The 14,896-nt window shown below is 68.9% G+C and carries 14 protein-coding genes; 1 reads left to right on the forward strand and 13 read right to left on the reverse strand.

Going from position 1 to position 14,896, the window contains the following annotated elements:
• Nucleotides 1-3: 3 nt before the first annotated feature.
• The 12 genes from rpsC to rpsL form a co-directional block, all read right to left on the reverse strand.
• Nucleotides 4-849 (reverse strand): 30S ribosomal protein S3, encoded by an 846-nt coding sequence (rpsC, locus tag Ae717Ps2_RS23140; protein WP_020622933.1) that lies wholly within the window; start codon nt 847-849, stop codon nt 4-6.
• The gene (gene rplV / locus Ae717Ps2_RS23145; RefSeq protein ID WP_043277206.1) at nt 849-1,265 is read right to left on the reverse strand and encodes a 50S ribosomal protein L22; all 417 of its coding nucleotides are present in this window, start codon (nt 1,263-1,265) and stop codon (nt 849-851) included. The genes rpsC and rplV overlap by 1 nt, the downstream gene beginning before the upstream one ends.
• Before the next feature lie 37 nt (nt 1,266-1,302).
• On the reverse strand, nt 1,303-1,584 hold the full coding sequence (gene rpsS, locus Ae717Ps2_RS23150) for a 30S ribosomal protein S19 (protein WP_020622935.1): 282 nt from the start codon (nt 1,582-1,584) through the stop codon (nt 1,303-1,305).
• Nucleotides 1,585-1,599: 15 nt separating this feature from the next.
• Entirely contained in the window at nt 1,600-2,433 is an 834-nt protein-coding gene (rplB, locus tag Ae717Ps2_RS23155) for a 50S ribosomal protein L2 (protein WP_043277193.1), read from the reverse strand.
• A gap of 16 nt (nt 2,434-2,449) precedes the next feature.
• Nucleotides 2,450-2,749 carry a 50S ribosomal protein L23 gene (gene rplW / locus Ae717Ps2_RS23160; RefSeq protein ID WP_020622937.1) on the reverse strand — a complete coding sequence of 100 codons (300 nt, stop codon included), beginning with the start codon at nt 2,747-2,749 and terminating at the stop codon, nt 2,450-2,452.
• Nucleotides 2,746-3,420 (reverse strand): 50S ribosomal protein L4, encoded by a 675-nt coding sequence (rplD, locus tag Ae717Ps2_RS23165; RefSeq protein WP_020622938.1) that lies wholly within the window; start codon nt 3,418-3,420, stop codon nt 2,746-2,748. Before rplD ends, rplW begins: the two co-directional genes overlap by 4 nt.
• Nucleotides 3,417-4,103, reverse strand: a complete 687-nt coding sequence (gene rplC / locus Ae717Ps2_RS23170) for a 50S ribosomal protein L3 (protein WP_075334355.1) — start codon at nt 4,101-4,103, stop codon at nt 3,417-3,419. The genes rplD and rplC overlap by 4 nt, the downstream gene beginning before the upstream one ends.
• A gap of 16 nt (nt 4,104-4,119) precedes the next feature.
• Complete coding sequence (gene rpsJ, locus Ae717Ps2_RS23175; protein ID WP_003938093.1) at nt 4,120-4,425, reverse strand: 30S ribosomal protein S10; 306 nt, start codon at nt 4,423-4,425, stop codon at nt 4,120-4,122.
• A 489-nt stretch (nt 4,426-4,914) separates the two neighbouring features.
• Nucleotides 4,915-6,108 carry an elongation factor Tu gene (gene tuf, locus Ae717Ps2_RS23180; RefSeq protein ID WP_020622940.1) on the reverse strand — a complete coding sequence of 398 codons (1,194 nt, stop codon included), beginning with the start codon at nt 6,106-6,108 and terminating at the stop codon, nt 4,915-4,917.
• Nucleotides 6,109-6,253: 145 nt separating this feature from the next.
• Nucleotides 6,254-8,356, reverse strand: a complete 2,103-nt coding sequence (fusA, locus tag Ae717Ps2_RS23185) for an elongation factor G (protein ID WP_075333891.1) — start codon at nt 8,354-8,356, stop codon at nt 6,254-6,256.
• Nucleotides 8,357-8,404: 48 nt separating this feature from the next.
• Nucleotides 8,405-8,875, reverse strand: coding sequence for a 30S ribosomal protein S7 (gene rpsG / locus Ae717Ps2_RS23190; protein WP_020622942.1), 471 nt, complete (start codon nt 8,873-8,875; stop codon nt 8,405-8,407).
• Nucleotides 8,875-9,249, reverse strand: a complete 375-nt coding sequence (gene rpsL, locus Ae717Ps2_RS23195; protein ID WP_020622943.1) for a 30S ribosomal protein S12 — start codon at nt 9,247-9,249, stop codon at nt 8,875-8,877. The genes rpsG and rpsL overlap by 1 nt, the downstream gene beginning before the upstream one ends.
• An 807-nt stretch (nt 9,250-10,056) precedes the next feature.
• Between rpsL and Ae717Ps2_RS37440 the strand changes: the two genes are divergently transcribed.
• On the forward strand, nt 10,057-10,788 hold the full coding sequence (locus Ae717Ps2_RS37440) for an alpha/beta hydrolase (protein ID WP_158071537.1): 732 nt from the start codon (nt 10,057-10,059) through the stop codon (nt 10,786-10,788).
• 160 nt (nt 10,789-10,948) lie between these two features.
• Here Ae717Ps2_RS37440 and Ae717Ps2_RS23205 read toward each other — a convergent pair whose 3' ends face one another.
• The gene (locus Ae717Ps2_RS23205; RefSeq protein ID WP_075333892.1) at nt 10,949-14,860 is read right to left on the reverse strand and encodes a DNA-directed RNA polymerase subunit beta'; all 3,912 of its coding nucleotides are present in this window, start codon (nt 14,858-14,860) and stop codon (nt 10,949-10,951) included.
• Nucleotides 14,861-14,896: the final 36 nt, after the last annotated feature.

The following is a 14,896-nucleotide window of genomic DNA, read 5'->3' on the forward strand; positions in this document are numbered from 1 at the left end:
CGGTCAGCTCTCCCCACCGTTGCTCTGGTTCTCACCGGAGGCCGGGGCCTCGGCGGTCGCCGTCGCGGCGCCGCCGGCCTGGCCCGCGCTCTGCGCGGCACGCCCGGCCTCGGTGCTGGTCGCAGTGGTGCCCGAGGCACCGGAACGGCGCCGGGCCGGACGCTCGCGGCGCGGACCGCGGCCCGGGGCCTCGGCAGCGGCCGGAACGCCCTCGCGGCGGCCGCCGACGACGTCGCCCTTGTAGATCCAGACCTTCACGCCGATGCGGCCGAAGGAGGTCCGGGCCTCGAACAGGCCGTAGTCGATGTCGGCACGCAGCGTGTGCAGCGGGACCCGACCCTCGCGGTAGAACTCCGACCGCGACATCTCGGCACCGCCGAGGCGGCCCGAGCACTGGACCCGGATGCCCTTGACCTGCGGGCTGCGCATGGCCGACTGGATGGCCTTGCGCATCGCACGCCGGAAGGCGACCCGGTTCGACAGCTGCTCGGCGACGCCCTGGGCGACGAGCTGCGCGTCGGACTCGGAGTTCTTGACCTCGAGGATGTTCAGCTGGACCTGCTTCTTGGTCAGCTTCTCGAGGTTGCCCCGGATCCGGTCGGCCTCCGCGCCGCGGCGGCCGATCACGATGCCCGGACGCGCGGTGTGGATGTCCACCCGCACGCGGTCCCGGGTCCGCTCGATCTCGACCTTGGAGATGCCGGCCCGCTCCATGCCCTTGGAGAGCATGCGGCGGATCTCGACGTCCTCCTTGACGTACTCGGAGTACTGCTTGTCGGCGTACCAGCGCGACTTCCAGTCCGTGGTGATGCCCAGGCGGAAGCCGTGCGGGTTGATCTTCTGCCCCATCAGCGGGCCCTCCCCTTCGCACCACGACGGCCGGCCTTCTGCGGAACCGACTCGACCTCGATGGTGATGTGGCTCGTCCGCTTGCGGATGCGGTACGCACGCCCCTGGGCGCGCGGCCGGATCCGCTTCAGCGTCGGGCCCTCGTCGACCATCGCCACGGCGACCACGAGGGTCTCCGGGTCCAGGTCCAGGTTGTTCTCGGCGTTGGCCGCGGCGCTCGCCACGACCTTCGCGACGGGCTCCGCCGCGGCCTGCGGCGAGAACCGCAGGATCGCCAGCGCCTCGTCGACCGGCAGGCCGCGGACCAGGTCCACGACGCGGCGGGTCTTCATCGGCGAGCTACGGACGAACCGTGCCACGGCGCGCGCACGAGTCGGCTCGAGCGCAGCGCCGGTGGTCTCGGCAGTGTCTGCCATCTTCTCCACCTCTCCTTGTCGCTACTCGGGCCGGCTTCTAGCGCCGACGCGCCTTGCGGTCGTCCTTGATGTGCCCCCGGAACGTGCGGGTCGGGGCGAACTCGCCCAGCTTGTGCCCGACCATCGAGTCGGAGACGAAGACCGGGACGTGCTTGCGGCCGTCGTGCACCGCGATGGTGTGACCGATCATGTCCGGGATGATCGTGGACCGACGGGACCACGTGCGGATCACGGTCTTCTTGCCGGACTCGTTGAGGGCGTCCACCTTCTTGAGCAGGTGGTCGTCCACGAAGGGGCCCTTCTTCAGGCTGCGCGGCATGTCTTACCTCCCTGCTCAGCGCTTCTTGCCGGTACGGCGCCGGCGGACGATCAACTTGTCGGACGGCTTGTTCTTGCGGGTACGGCCCTCGGGCGTGCCCGCGGGGTTCACCGGGTGGCGGCCACCGGAGGTCTTGCCCTCACCACCACCGTGCGGGTGGTCCACCGGGTTCATGACGACACCACGGACGGTCGGGCGCTTGCCCTTCCACCGCATACGGCCGGCCTTGCCCCAGTTGATGTTGGCGTGCTCCGAGTTGCCCACCTCGCCGACGGTGGCGCGGCAGCGCACGTCGACGTAGCGGATCTCGCCGGAGGGCATCCGCAGCTGCGCGTAGGGCCCGTCCTTGGCGACCAGCTGGACGCCGACACCGGCCGAGCGCGCGATCTTCGCGCCGCCACCGGGGCGGAGCTCGATCGCGTGCACCACGGTGCCCGTCGGGATGTTGCGCAGCGGCAGGTTGTTACCCACCTTGATGTCGGCCCGGGGACCGTTCTCGATCTTGTCGCCCTGCTTGAGCTTCGCCGGCGCGATGATGTAGCGCTTCTCGCCGTCGGCGTAGTGCAGCAGTGCGATCCGCGAGGTGCGGTTCGGGTCGTACTCGATGTGCGCGACCTTCGCCGGCACGCCGTCCTTGTCGTGACGACGGAAGTCGATCAGACGGTAGGCGCGCTTGTGCCCGCCACCCTGGTGACGGGTGGTGATCCGCCCGTGCGCGTTGCGGCCGCCCTTGTTGTGCAGCGGACGCAGCAGCGACTTCTCGGGGGTGTCGCGGGTGATCTCGGCGAAGTCCGACACGCTCGAGCCACGACGGCCCGGGGTGGTCGGCTTGTACTTACGAATGGCCATGGGTCAGCTCGCTCCCTCAGCTCGCCGGGCCACCGAAGACGTCGATCGCCTTGCTCTCCTCGGAGAGCGTGACGATCGCGCGCTTGGTGTCCTTGCGCTTGCCGTAGCCGGTGCGGGAGCGCTTGCGCTTGCCCGGGCGGTTCAGCGTGTTCACGCTGGTCACCTTGACCCCGAACACCTTCTCCACGGCGATCTTGATCTGGGTCTTGTTCGCGTCCGGTGCCACGACGAAGGTGTACTGGCGCTCGTCGAGCAGCCCGTAGCTCTTCTCCGAGACGACCGGCGCGAGCAGCACGTCCCGCGGGTCCGTGATCACTTGTCGGCCTCCTCAGCGCGGCGGCCGGCAGCCTTCGGCTTCGCGATCGGGCCGGCCAGGAACTCGTCCAGCGCCGCCTGCGTGAACAGCACGACGTCGTTGACGAGCACGTCGTGGGTGTTCAGCTGGTCGGGCGCGATCAGGTGGACCTGCGGCAGGTTGCGCAGGCTCAGCAGGGCGTTCTCGGCGGAACGCTCGACGACCGCGAGCACCCGGCGGGCGTCGGGCACGACGGCCTCGATCACCTTGCGGGCGGACTTGGTCGACGGCGCGTCACCCTCGGCGAAGGCGGACACGACGTGCACGGCTCCGGCGCGGGCCCGGTCGGAGAGGGCGCCACGCAGGGCGGCGGCCTTCATCTTCTTCGGGGTCCGCTGCGAGTAGTCGCGCGGGGTCGGGCCGTGGACGATGCCACCACCGGCGAACTGCGGCGCGCGGATCGAGCCCTGACGGGCGCGACCGGTGCCCTTCTGCCGGTACGGCTTCTTGCCACCGCCGCGGACCTCGCCGCGGCCCTTCACGTCGTGCGTGCCCTGACGCGCGGCGTTGAGCTGCGCGGTCACCACCTGGTGCATGAGGGCGATGTTCGCCGTCACGTCGAAGACGTGGTCCGGGAGCTCGACGCTGCCGGAGGCGGAACCCTCGGGGGTCTTGATCTGCACGGTGCTCACTTGCCATCACCCTTCGCGGGGGTCTTCACCACGACGAGGCCACCGCGCGGACCGGGGACGGCGCCCTTGACGAGCAGCAGCCCGCGCTTGGCGTCCACCCGGTGGACCTTCAGGTTCTGCGTGGTCTGGCGGTCGGAACCCATCCGGCCGGCCATCCGCACACCCTTGAACACGCGGCCCGGGGTGGCGCAGCCGCCGATGGAGCCCGGCGAACGGTGCTTGCGCTGCGTGCCGTGCGAGGCGCCCAGGCCCTTGAACCCGTGGCGCTTCATGACACCGGCGAAGCCCTTGCCCTTGGTCACGCCCACCACGTCGACCTCGGCCACCTCGGCGAACGCCTCGACGGTGACCTCCTGGCCGGTGGTGTACTCGGCGGCGTCGGAGGTGCGGAGCTCCAGGACGTGGCGACGGGGGGTGACGCCGGCCTTGGCGAAGTGGCCGGACTCCGGCTTGTTCACCTTGCGCGGGTCGATGGCCCCGTAGGCCAGCTGGACGGCGGTGTAGCCGTCGGTCTCCTGCGAGCGCACCTGCGTCACGACGTTCGGTCCGAGCTGGACCACGGTGACCGGCACGATGCGGTTGTTCTCGTCGAACAACTGGGTCATCCCGAGCTTGGTGCCCAGGAGGCCGGTGACCTTCTTCGTCTGCTTGGTGGCAGTCGTCTTCTTGAATGCAGCAGTCATCGTCTCCACCCCGCCGTCACTGAATGTTGACGTCGACGCTCGCCGGCAGGTCGATGCGCATGAGCGCGTCGACCGTCTTGGGCGTCGGGTCGAGGATGTCGATGAGTCGCTTGTGCGTGCGCATCTCGAAGTGCTCGCGCGAGTCCTTGTACTTGTGCGGCGAGCGGATGACGCAGTACACGTTCTTCTCGGTAGGCAGCGGCACGGGGCCGACGACCCGGGCACCGGTACGCGTCACGGTCTCCACGATCTTGCGAGCAGACGCGTCGATTGCCTCGTGGTCATAGGCCTTGAGCCTGATGCGGATCTTCTGTCCCGCCATGGTCGTCGGTCGTCCTCTTCTTCCTGCCGCGGGGGTGTCGCGGTTCGGCCCCGTAAGAACTCGCGCCGTGCTGCCACCGGATGTCCGGCGGGCCGGCTGCGGCCCGTGCTCTGTTCAGGTCTCTGTCGGCCCGGAGTCGCGCGTCCAGTTCCCTGGAGCACTCGTCCTGCCGGGGCTCTCCGGTCCACGAGGTCGGGCGTGTCGCGCCCTACCCGCATGGTTCTGCCCGGGTCACCGCGTCCCACCCCCATCTGGGGCGGGCATGTCGCTCGGAATCTCCCCGGCCTCACGGCGGACCGTGGTACCGGGGCTGACAACGAACATGGCGCGTGGTTCGCGACCTCTGAACTACCGGGAACCGGGAACAGGGGCGGCGCTCCCACGCGCCATGCTCATCGTGCAACCCGTCAAGGATGACACACCGCTGTGCGGCACCCTCGACCGGGGGGTGGGTAACGGGGCCGCCCCTGCTGGGACGACCCCGTCACGTCACGCGTTGATCTTGGTGACCTGGCCGGCGCCCACGGTGCGGCCACCCTCACGGATGGCGAACTGCAGGCCCTCCTCCATGGCGATCGGCTGGATCAGCTGAACGCTCATGGTGGTGTTGTCACCCGGCATGACCATCTCGGTGCCCTGCGGGAGGGTCACGACACCGGTCACGTCGGTCGTCCGGAAGTAGAACTGCGGACGGTAGTTGTTGAAGAACGGGGTGTGACGGCCGCCCTCGTCCTTGCCCAGGATGTACACCTGGCCCTCGAACTCGGTGTGCGGGGTGATCGAACCCGGCTTCACGACGACCTGGCCGCGCTCCACGTCCTCACGCTTGATACCGCGCAGGAGCAGACCGACGTTCTCGCCGGCGCGACCCTCGTCGAGGATCTTGCGGAACATCTCGACACCGGTGACGGTGGTCGAGGTCTTGTTCGGCCGGATCCCGACGATGTCGACGGTCTCGTTGACCTTGACGATGCCGCGCTCGATACGGCCGGTGACGACCGTGCCGCGACCGGTGATCGTGAAGACGTCCTCGACGGGCATGAGGAACGGCTTCTCGACGTCGCGCTCGGGCTCCGGGATGGCCTCGTCGACCGCGTCCATGAGCTCGACGATGGCCTCGGCCCACTTGTCGTCGCCCTCGAGCGCCTTCAGCGCCGAGACGCGCACGATCGGGAGGTCGTCGCCCGGGTAGTCCTGAGCCGACAGCAGCTCGCGGACCTCCATCTCGACGAGCTCCATGATCTCCTCGTCGTCGACCATGTCCGCCTTGTTCAGGGCGACGACGATGTACGGCACGCCGACCTGACGCGCGAGCAGCACGTGCTCACGGGTCTGGGGCATCGGGCCGTCGGTCGCGGCGACCACCAGGATCGCGCCGTCCATCTGGGCGGCACCGGTGATCATGTTCTTCACGTAGTCGGCGTGCCCGGGGCAGTCGACGTGCGCGTAGTGCCGCTTCTCGGTCTGGTACTCGACGTGCGCGATCGAGATCGTGATACCGCGCTGGCGCTCTTCGGGCGCCTTGTCGATCATGTCGAACGCCGACGCCTCGTTGAGGGTCGGGAACTTGTCGTGCAGAACCTTGGTGATGGCCGCCGTCAGCGTGGTCTTGCCGTGGTCGATGTGACCGATGGTGCCGATGTTGACGTGCGGCTTGGTCCGCTCGAACTTCGCCTTCGCCACTGCTGGGTCCTCCTGGACTCGTGTCTGTACTCCGCCGTGCTGACGGCAGGTCTGTCGGTGTCGGGTGTGCGGGCCGCGGACCTTACCGATCCGCGGACCGCACCCTCCGAGCAGGTCGGGCACTGGGGCCCGCCCCGGGGAGCTCTTACTCGCCCGTGGCCTTCGCGATGATCTCCTTCGCCACGTTCGCCGGAACCTCGGCGTAGGAGTCGAAGACCATCGTGTAGTTCGCCCGGCCCTGGGTCCGCGACCGCAGGTCGCCGACGTAGCCGAACATCTCGGACAGCGGCACGGTCGCCTTGACGACACGGGCACCGGCCCGCTCCTCCATGGCCTGGATCTGGCCGCGGCGGGAGTTCAGGTCACCGATGACGTCGCCCATGTAGTCCTCGGGCGTCATCACCTCGACGGCCATCATCGGCTCGAGGATGGCGGGGCTCGCCTTGCGGGCCGCCTCCTTGAACGCCATGGAACCGGCGACCTTGAAGGCCATCTCCGAGGAGTCGACCTCGTGGTACTGACCGTCCAGCAGCGTGAGCTTCACACCGACCACGGGGTAGCCGGCCTGGATGCCGTACTGCATGGCGTCCTGGGCACCGGCGTCGACCGACGGGATGTACTCCCGCGGGACACGGCCACCGGTGACCTTGTTCTCGAACTCGTACAGCGCACCGTCGCCGCTGGTGAGCGGCTCGAGCTTGATGATGACGCGGGCGAACTGGCCCGAACCACCGGTCTGCTTCTTGTGCGTGTACTCGAACTTCTCGACGGCCTTCTTGATGGTCTCCCGGTAGGCCACCTGCGGCTTGCCGATGTTGGCCTCGACCTTGTAGTCGGACTTCATCCGGTTGACCAGCACCTCGAGGTGCAGCTCGCCCATGCCGGCGATGATGGTCTGACCGGTCTCGTCGTCCAGGGAGACCTGGAACGTCGGGTCCTCCTCGGCCAGCTTCTGGATCGCCAGGGAGAGCTTCTCCTGGTCCGCCTTCGACTTGGGCTCGACGGCGACCTGGATGACCGGGTCCGGGAAGGTCATCGACTCGAGGACGATCGGGTTCTGCGGGTCGCAGAGCGTGTCGCCGGTGGTCGTGTCCTTCAGACCGATGACCGCGTAGATGTGGCCGGCCACGGCCTCGTCGACCGGGTTCTCCTTGTTGGAGTGCATCTGGAAGAGCTTCCCGATGCGCTCCTTCCGGTCCTTGGTCGAGTTGATGACCTGGGCGCCGGCGGCGACCTGACCCGAGTAGACCCGGATGTAGGTGAGCTTGCCGAAGAACGGGTGCGCGGCGATCTTGAAGGCCAGCGCCGAGAACGGCTCGTCCTTCGACGGCTTGCGGCTCGCCGGCGTCTCACCGTCGGTGAGGAAACCCTCGACCGGCGGCACGTCGTACGGCGACGGCAGGTAGTCGATCACCGCGTCCAGCATCGGCTGGACACCCTTGTTCTTGAACGCCGAGCCGCAGAGGACCGGGTACGCGGCGCGGTCGTTGACCAGCCGGCGCACGCCGTTCTTGATCTGCTCGACGGTCAGGTCCTCACCACCGAGGTAGAGCTCCATGAGCTCGTCGTCGGTCTCGGCGACCGCCTCGATGAGCTGGGTGCGGTACTCCTCGGCCTTGGCCTGGAGCTCCGCCGGGATCTCCTCGACGGTGTAGTCCTCACCCTTGGCGACCTCGCCGCGCCAGGTGAGGGCACGCATCTCGACCAGGTCGACGACACCGATGAAGTCGTTCTCGGAGCCGATCGGGATCTGCAGCGGGAGCGGCGTCGCGTTCAGCCGGTCCTTGATGGTCTGGATGGTGAAGTAGAAGTCCGCGCCCAGCTTGTCCATCTTGTTGACGAAGCAGATGCGGGGGACGTTGTACTTGGTGGCCTGCCGCCAGACCTGCTCGGACTGCGGCTCGACCCCCTCCTTGCCGTCGAAGACCGCGACCGCACCGTCGAGCACCCGCAGCGACCGCTCCACCTCGACGGTGAAGTCGACGTGCCCGGGGGTGTCGATGATGTTGATCTGGTGGTTCTTCCAGAAGCAGGTCGTCGCGGCGGACGTGATCGTGATGCCGCGCTTCTGCTCCTCCTCCATCCAGTCCATCGTGGCGCCGCCGTCGTGGACCTCACCGATCTTGTAGTTGATCCCGGTGTAGAACAGGATCCGCTCGGTGGTGGTCGTCTTACCGGCGTCGATGTGGGCCATGATGCCGATGTTGCGGACCTTGGTCAGGTCCGTCAGCACGTCCTGTGCTGCCACTAGCTCAGCTCTCCCTCGATCGCGAGATGGCGCCCGACGGTCGGCCGGTCACCAGCGGTAGTGGGCGAAGGCGCGGTTCGACTCCGCCATCTTGTGCATGTCCTCGCGCCGCTTGACGCTGGCGCCGAGGCCGTTGCTGGCGTCGAGCAGCTCGTTCATGAGGCGCTCGACCATGGTCTTCTCGCGGCGCTGACCGGAGTAGGTGACCAGCCAACGCAGCCCCAGGGTGGTCTGCCGGACGGCACGGACCTCGACGGGGACCTGGTAGGTCGCGCCACCGACGCGGCGGCTGCGGACCTCGAGGGCCGGCTTCACGTTGTCGAGAGCGCGCTTCAGCGTGACGACCGGGTCGGTGCCGGTCTTGTCACGGGTGCCCTCGAGGGCGGCGTAGACGATGCGCTCGGCGAGCGACCGCTTTCCGTCCTTGAGGACCTTGTTCACCAGCTGGGTGACCAGCGGCGAGCCGTAGACCGGGTCCGAGACCAGCGGACGCTTCGGGGCGGGGCCCTTGCGGGGCATCAGCTCTTCTCCTTCTTCGCGCCGTAGCGGCTGCGGGACTGCTTGCGGTTCTTCACGCCCTGGGTGTCCAGCGACCCCCGGATGACCTTGTAGCGCACGCCGGGGAGGTCCTTCACACGACCACCACGCACGAGCACGATGCTGTGCTCCTGCAGGTTGTGGCCCTCACCGGGGATGTACGCGGTGACCTCGATGCCGCTGGACAGGCGCACACGGGCGACCTTGCGCAGGGCCGAGTTCGGCTTCTTGGGCGTGGTGGTGTACACGCGGGTGCAGACCCCGCGGCGCTGGGGGCTTCCCTTCAGCGCGGCGGTCTTGGTCTTGGAGACCTTGTCCTCGCGGCCCTTGCGGACCAGCTGCTGGATCGTGGGCATGAACCGTCTACTTCTTCCCGTCGACGTGGCTCGACTGTCTTGCTCGCCGTGACACTGGTGATCGTGGTTCGGTGTCCCGGACTCCGGGCGCCGGCGTGGCTGCCGGCTCTCACCGGACTCCGCCACCGTCGCGCCGGACCCCGAGGTCGGGCGTGTCGTCCCGGGCACGCTCGGGGCCGGAAGGGCCCCGCGGAGGCTGTCGGGACGTCCGGCGTGCCCTGCTCCGGGGCGCAACCACAGACCTGAGGGTCGGAACCATCGGATCGGTGCACACCACGGGACACGCGGACCTGCCCGACCGGAGCCGAGCACAGAACACGAGAGTACCCGGCCCTCTTCAAGGCGGTCAAAGCGGGTCCGTTCCGGGCGTTCGCCTCGGACCTGCCTTCGGGTCCATCGGGGGCTTCGATGGTCCTCGGATCCCCCGGGATGACACTCCGGAGGAGACCTGTGGTGACCCGACGATGCCGTACGACGCCGCCTCTGGCAAGCGGACTCACCCGCTCGTCGCAGATCGACGGCCGCTCGTCGCGGTCGGATCGGTGGTGGGCGATGACTGTGTCCCCACGGGATCCCGCCGTGTCGATCACGGTGTGGATCACCCTGTGGACGATGGCGACGGAGGGACGGTTACGGTCCGGTATGCACCTGCCGACGGCCGTCAACCGCCTCGCCACGCGAGCACTCATCGCGCCCTTGCTCGGTCCCACACTACCCGTCGCCCTCCGGCGGCGTGGACTCGACCTGGTCGGCGCGTCCCTCCCGCTCCCCCGCGGCACCCGCCGGAGCCTCGGGACGCTCGGCGGGGTGCCCACCGCGGTCGTCGCACCGCCCGGGCCGCTCTCCCCGCACCGAGTGCTCTACCTGCACGGCGGCGGGTACCTCGTGGGGTCGTCGTCCTCGCACCGGCCGCTGCTCGCGGGGCTCGCGCACGCCACCGGGAGCGCCGTCCTCGCACCGCACTACCGGCTCGCGCCGGAGCACCCGTTCCCGGCCGCCCTCGACGACGCGTACGCCGCCTGGACCGCCCTGCGCGCCGCGGGGATCCCGGCCCGGCACATCGCGGTGGCCGGTGACTCGGCGGGCGGCGGGCTGACGATGTCGCTGCTGCTGCGGCTCCGCGCCGCCGGTGAGGACCTCCCGGGCTCGATCGGGCTGATCTCGCCGTGGCTGGACCTGTCCTGCACCGCCGACGCGCTCACCCGCAATGTCGCCTCCGACTCTATGCTGGACCCGTCGTGGCTGCCCGACGCCGTCGCCGACTACGCGGGCCCGCACACCGGGGCCCCCGAGCTCCTGCCGCTGGAGGCCGACCTGGCGGGGCTGCCGCCGCTGCACGTCGTCGCCGGCGCCGACGAGATCCTCGTCGACGACGCCGACACCCTCATCGAGCGTGCCCGCGCGGCCGGGACCCCGGTCACCTACGAGCGCGCACCCGGCATGTGGCACGCCTTCCCGACCCTGGCCGGGCTGCTCGCCGAGGCCGACTCCTCGCTGCGCACGCTGGGCTCCGCCCTGCGCGCGGACTGCCTGCGCTGAGGCCCGCACCGGGGCACAGCCCCCGGACGCACGAACGGGGCCGGTCACCGCCACGGGAGAGCGGTGTCCGGCCCCGTCCGGGACCTCCTCGGTCACGGTCCGGACCCACCGTCGCGGGTCCGGACCGAGCGGCTACCTCAGCGCTGATGCGCGCTGCGCGCTAGCGGTAGTCGCGACCGAAGTCGTAGTCGTCCAGCGGCACCGCGGCACCGGTGCCCGTGCCGAAGACGTCCGGGCTGTAGTAGCCGTCGTCGTAGCTCGGCAGCGCGTAGGCGGCCGCGCGGGCCTCCTCGGTCGGCTGGACCTGGATGTTGCGGTACCGGTTGATGCCGGTACCGGCCGGGATCAGCTTACCGATGATCACGTTCTCCTTGAGCCCGACGAGCTTGTCGCGCTTTCCGTTGATCGCGGCATCGGTGAGGATGCGGGTGGTCTCCTGGAACGACGCCGCAGACAGCCACGACTCCGTCGCCAGCGAGGCCTTGGTGATCCCCATCAGGACCGGACGGCCCGACGCCGGCTCCAGCCCCTCGGCGACGACCCGGCGGTTCTCGGACTCGAACTCGCCCCGCTCGGCCAGTGCGCCGGGCAGGAACTCGGTCGCACCCGAGTCGATGATCGTGACCCGGCGCAGCATCTGCCGGACGATGACCTCGATGTGCTTGTCGTGGATGTCCACGCTCTGCGTGCGGTACACCTTCTGCACCTCACGCACGAGGTGCAGCTGCACCTCACGCGGGCCCATGACACGCAGCACCTCGTGCGGGTCCGCCATGCCCTCGAGGAGCAGCTGGCCGACCGTCACGTGGTCGCCGTCCGCGAGCGGACGCTCGGTGCCGTCGACGGTGGTCATCCCGAGCCACTGCCGCTTGGACAGCTTCTCGTAAACGATCTCCTCGCCGCCGTCGTCCGGGATCAGCGTGATCTTCCAGAACCGGTCGCCGTCCTCGATGCGGATGCGGCCGTCGACGTCGGCGATCGGCGCCTTGCCGCGCGGGACCCGGGCCTCGAACAGCTCGGTGACACGCGGCAGACCGGTCGTGATGTCGTCGCCCGCGACGCCACCCTGCTTGAACGTACGCATCGTCAGCTGGGTGCCGGGCTCACCGATGGACTGCGCGGCGACGATGCCGACGGCCTCGCCGACGTCCACCAGCTTGCCGGTGGCCATCGAGCGGCCGTAGCACATCGCGCAGATACCGGTGGCCGAGGCGCAGGTCAGTGCGGACCGGACCCGGACCGTCTTGACACCGGCCGCCACGAGCGCGTCGAGCACGGTGTCGCCGAGGTCGTCGCCCTTGCGGACGAGCACCGTGCCGTCCGGTCCGGTGATCTCCTCGCCGGAGGTCCGGGCGTACACCGAGGTGCGCAGGTAACGGTGCGGGATGAACCGACCGTCGCTCGTCTCCTCGGTGACCGCCATCGGGATGGCGCGCTCGGTGCCGCAGTCGACCTCGCGGACGATGACGTCCTGCGACACGTCGACCAGACGACGGGTCAGGTACCCGGAGTCCGCGGTCCGCAGCGCGGTGTCCGCCAGACCCTTACGGGTGCCGTGCGTGGAAATGAAGTACTCCAGCACCGACAGACCCTCGCGGTACGAGGCCTTGATCGGACGCGGGATGAACTCGCCCTTGGGGTTCGCGACCAGACCCTTCATACCCGCCAGCTGGCGGATCTGGGTCATGTTGCCCGCGGCCCCGGACTGCACGATCGTCGGGATCGGGTTGTCCTCGGGGAAGTTCTGCTCCATCGCCTTGGCGACCTCCTCGGTCGCCCGGCTCCAGATCTTGACCATCTCGTCGTTGCGCTCCTGGTGCGACAGGGCACCACGCTGGTAGCGCTTGTTGATCTGGTCGGCCTTCGCCTCGTACTCCTCGAGGATGCCCGCCTTGGCCGGCGGGACCAGCACGTCCGCGATCGAGATCGTGACGCCGGAGCGCGTGGCCCAGTAGAAGCCCGCGTCCTTCAGCCGGTCCAGGACCTGCGCGACCTCGGTCATCGAGTAGCGCTCGGCCAGCTCGTTGACGATCGTGGCCTGACGCTTCTTCGGCAGCGGCTCGTTGACGAACGGGTAGTCCGCCGGCAGGAGCTCGTTGAACAGCACCCGCCCGAGCGTGGTCTCCGCGGTCCAGACGCCGTCCTCGGTCACGGTCTCGGCCGCGGCACCCGGGGTCGGCGTGACGTTCGGGAGCCGGATCTTGATCGGCGCCTGCAGGTGGAGGACCTTGCGGTCGTAGGCCATGATCGCCTCGGCCGCGGAGCCGTAGTGGTTCCCGGCGCCGTGGGCGTCCTCGCGGAGACGGGTCAGGTGGTACAGACCCGTGACCATGTCCAGACGCGGCATCGCCAGCGGGCGACCCGACGCCGGGGACAGGATGTTGTTCGACGAGAGCATCAGGACCCGGGCCTCGGACTGCGCCTCGGCCGACAGCGGCAGGTGCACCGCCATCTGGTCACCGTCGAAGTCCGCGTTGAACGCCTCGCAGACCAGCGGGTGCAGCTGGATGGCCTTGCCCTCCACCAGCTGCGGCTCGAAGGCCTGGATGCCGAGACGGTGCAGCGTGGGCGCACGGTTCAGTAGCACGGGGTGCTCGGAGATGACCTCCTCGAGCACGTCCCACACCTGCGAGCGGCCGCGCTCGACCATCCGCTTGGCCGACTTGATGTTCTGCGCGTGGTTGAGGTCCACCAGGCGCTTCATCACGAACGGCTTGAACAGCTCCAGCGCCATCTGCTTGGGCAGACCGCACTGGTGCAGCTTCAGCTGCGGGCCGACGACGATGACCGAACGGCCCGAGTAGTCGACGCGCTTGCCGAGCAGGTTCTGGCGGAACCGGCCCTGCTTGCCCTTGAGCAGGTCGGACAGCGACTTGAGCGGGCGGTTGCCCGGCCCGGTCACCGGCCGGCCGCGACGGCCGTTGTCGAACAGCGCGTCGACGGACTCCTGGAGCATCCGCTTCTCGTTGTTGACGATGATCTCGGGCGCGCCGAGGTCGATCAGTCGCTTGAGGCGGTTGTTCCGGTTGATGACCCGGCGGTACAGGTCGTTCAGGTCCGAGGTCGCGAAGCGGCCACCGTCGAGCTGCACCATCGGGCGCAGGTCCGGCGGGATGACCGGGACGCAGTCGAGCACCATGCCCATCGGCGAGTTGCCGGTGGTCTGGAACGCCGCGACGACCTTGAGGCGCTTGAGCGCACGCAGCTTCTTCTGGCCCTTGCCGGACCGGATGATCTCGCGCAGCTTCTCGGCCTCGGCCGGGATGTCGAAGTTCTCCAGCAGCTTCTGGATCGCCTCGGCACCCATGGCACCGGTGAAGTAGTCGCCGTAGCGGTCGTAGAGCTCGCGGTAGATGGACTCGTCCGCGATGAGCTGCTGGACGTCGAGCTTGGTGAACGTCGTCCAGATCTCGTCGAGCCGGTCCAGCTCGCGCTGAGCGCGGTCGCGCAGCTGGCGCATCTCGCGCTCGCCGCCGTCCTTGACCTTGCGGCGGACGTCGCCCTTGGCACCCTCGGCCTCGAGCTCGGCGAGGTCCTGCTCGAGCTTCTGGGCGCGGGCCTCGAGGTCGGCGTCGCGGGTCTGCTCGACCCGGCGGCGCTCCACGCTCATCTCGTTCTCGAGCGTGGACATGTCGTTGTGCCGCAGCTCGGTGTTCACCGAGGTGATCACGTACGCCGCGAAGTAGATGATCTTCTCGAGGTCCTTGGGAGCCAGGTCGAGCAGGTAGCCCAGCCGGCTCGGGACGCCCTTGAAGTACCAGATGTGCGTGACCGGGGCGGCCAGCTCGATGTGGCCCATCCGCTCACGACGCACCTTGGCGCGCGTGACCTCCACGCCGCAGCGCTCGCAGATGATGCCCTTGAACCGGACGCGCTTGTACTTGCCGCAGTAGCACTCCCAGTCCCGGGTCGGACCGAAGATCTTCTCGCAGAAGAGCCCGTCCTTCTCCGGCTTCAGGGTGCGGTAGTTGATGGTCTCGGGCTTCTTGACCTCACCGTGCGACCACTGGCGGATGCCCTCGGCGGTGGCCAGGCCGATGCGCAGTTCGTCGAAGAAGTTGACGTCGAGCACGTATGTCCTCTGTTTCTTCGTTTAAAGGGCGGCTGG

This window comes from Pseudonocardia sp. Ae717_Ps2, assembly GCF_001932475.1.
Classification (GTDB): domain Bacteria; phylum Actinomycetota; class Actinomycetes; order Mycobacteriales; family Pseudonocardiaceae; genus Pseudonocardia.

Bases quoted from the DNA above. Each gene is read 5' to 3' on its own strand.
- rpsC (WP_020622933.1), bottom strand. From the start codon at position 849: ATGGGGCAGAAGATCAACCCGCACGGCTTCCGCCTGGGCATCACCACG.
- rplV (WP_043277206.1), bottom strand. From the start codon at position 1,265: ATGGCAGACACTGCCGAGACCACCGGCGCTGCGCTCGAGCCGACTCGT.
- rpsS (WP_020622935.1), bottom strand. From the start codon at position 1,584: ATGCCGCGCAGCCTGAAGAAGGGCCCCTTCGTGGACGACCACCTGCTC.
- rplB (WP_043277193.1), bottom strand. From the start codon at position 2,433: ATGGCCATTCGTAAGTACAAGCCGACCACCCCGGGCCGTCGTGGCTCG.
- rplC (WP_075334355.1), bottom strand. From the start codon at position 4,103: ATGACTGCTGCATTCAAGAAGACGACTGCCACCAAGCAGACGAAGAAG.
- rpsJ (WP_003938093.1), bottom strand. From the start codon at position 4,425: ATGGCGGGACAGAAGATCCGCATCAGGCTCAAGGCCTATGACCACGAG.
- rpsG (WP_020622942.1), bottom strand. From the start codon at position 8,875: ATGCCCCGCAAGGGCCCCGCCCCGAAGCGTCCGCTGGTCTCGGACCCG.
- rpsL (WP_020622943.1), bottom strand. From the start codon at position 9,249: ATGCCCACGATCCAGCAGCTGGTCCGCAAGGGCCGCGAGGACAAGGTC.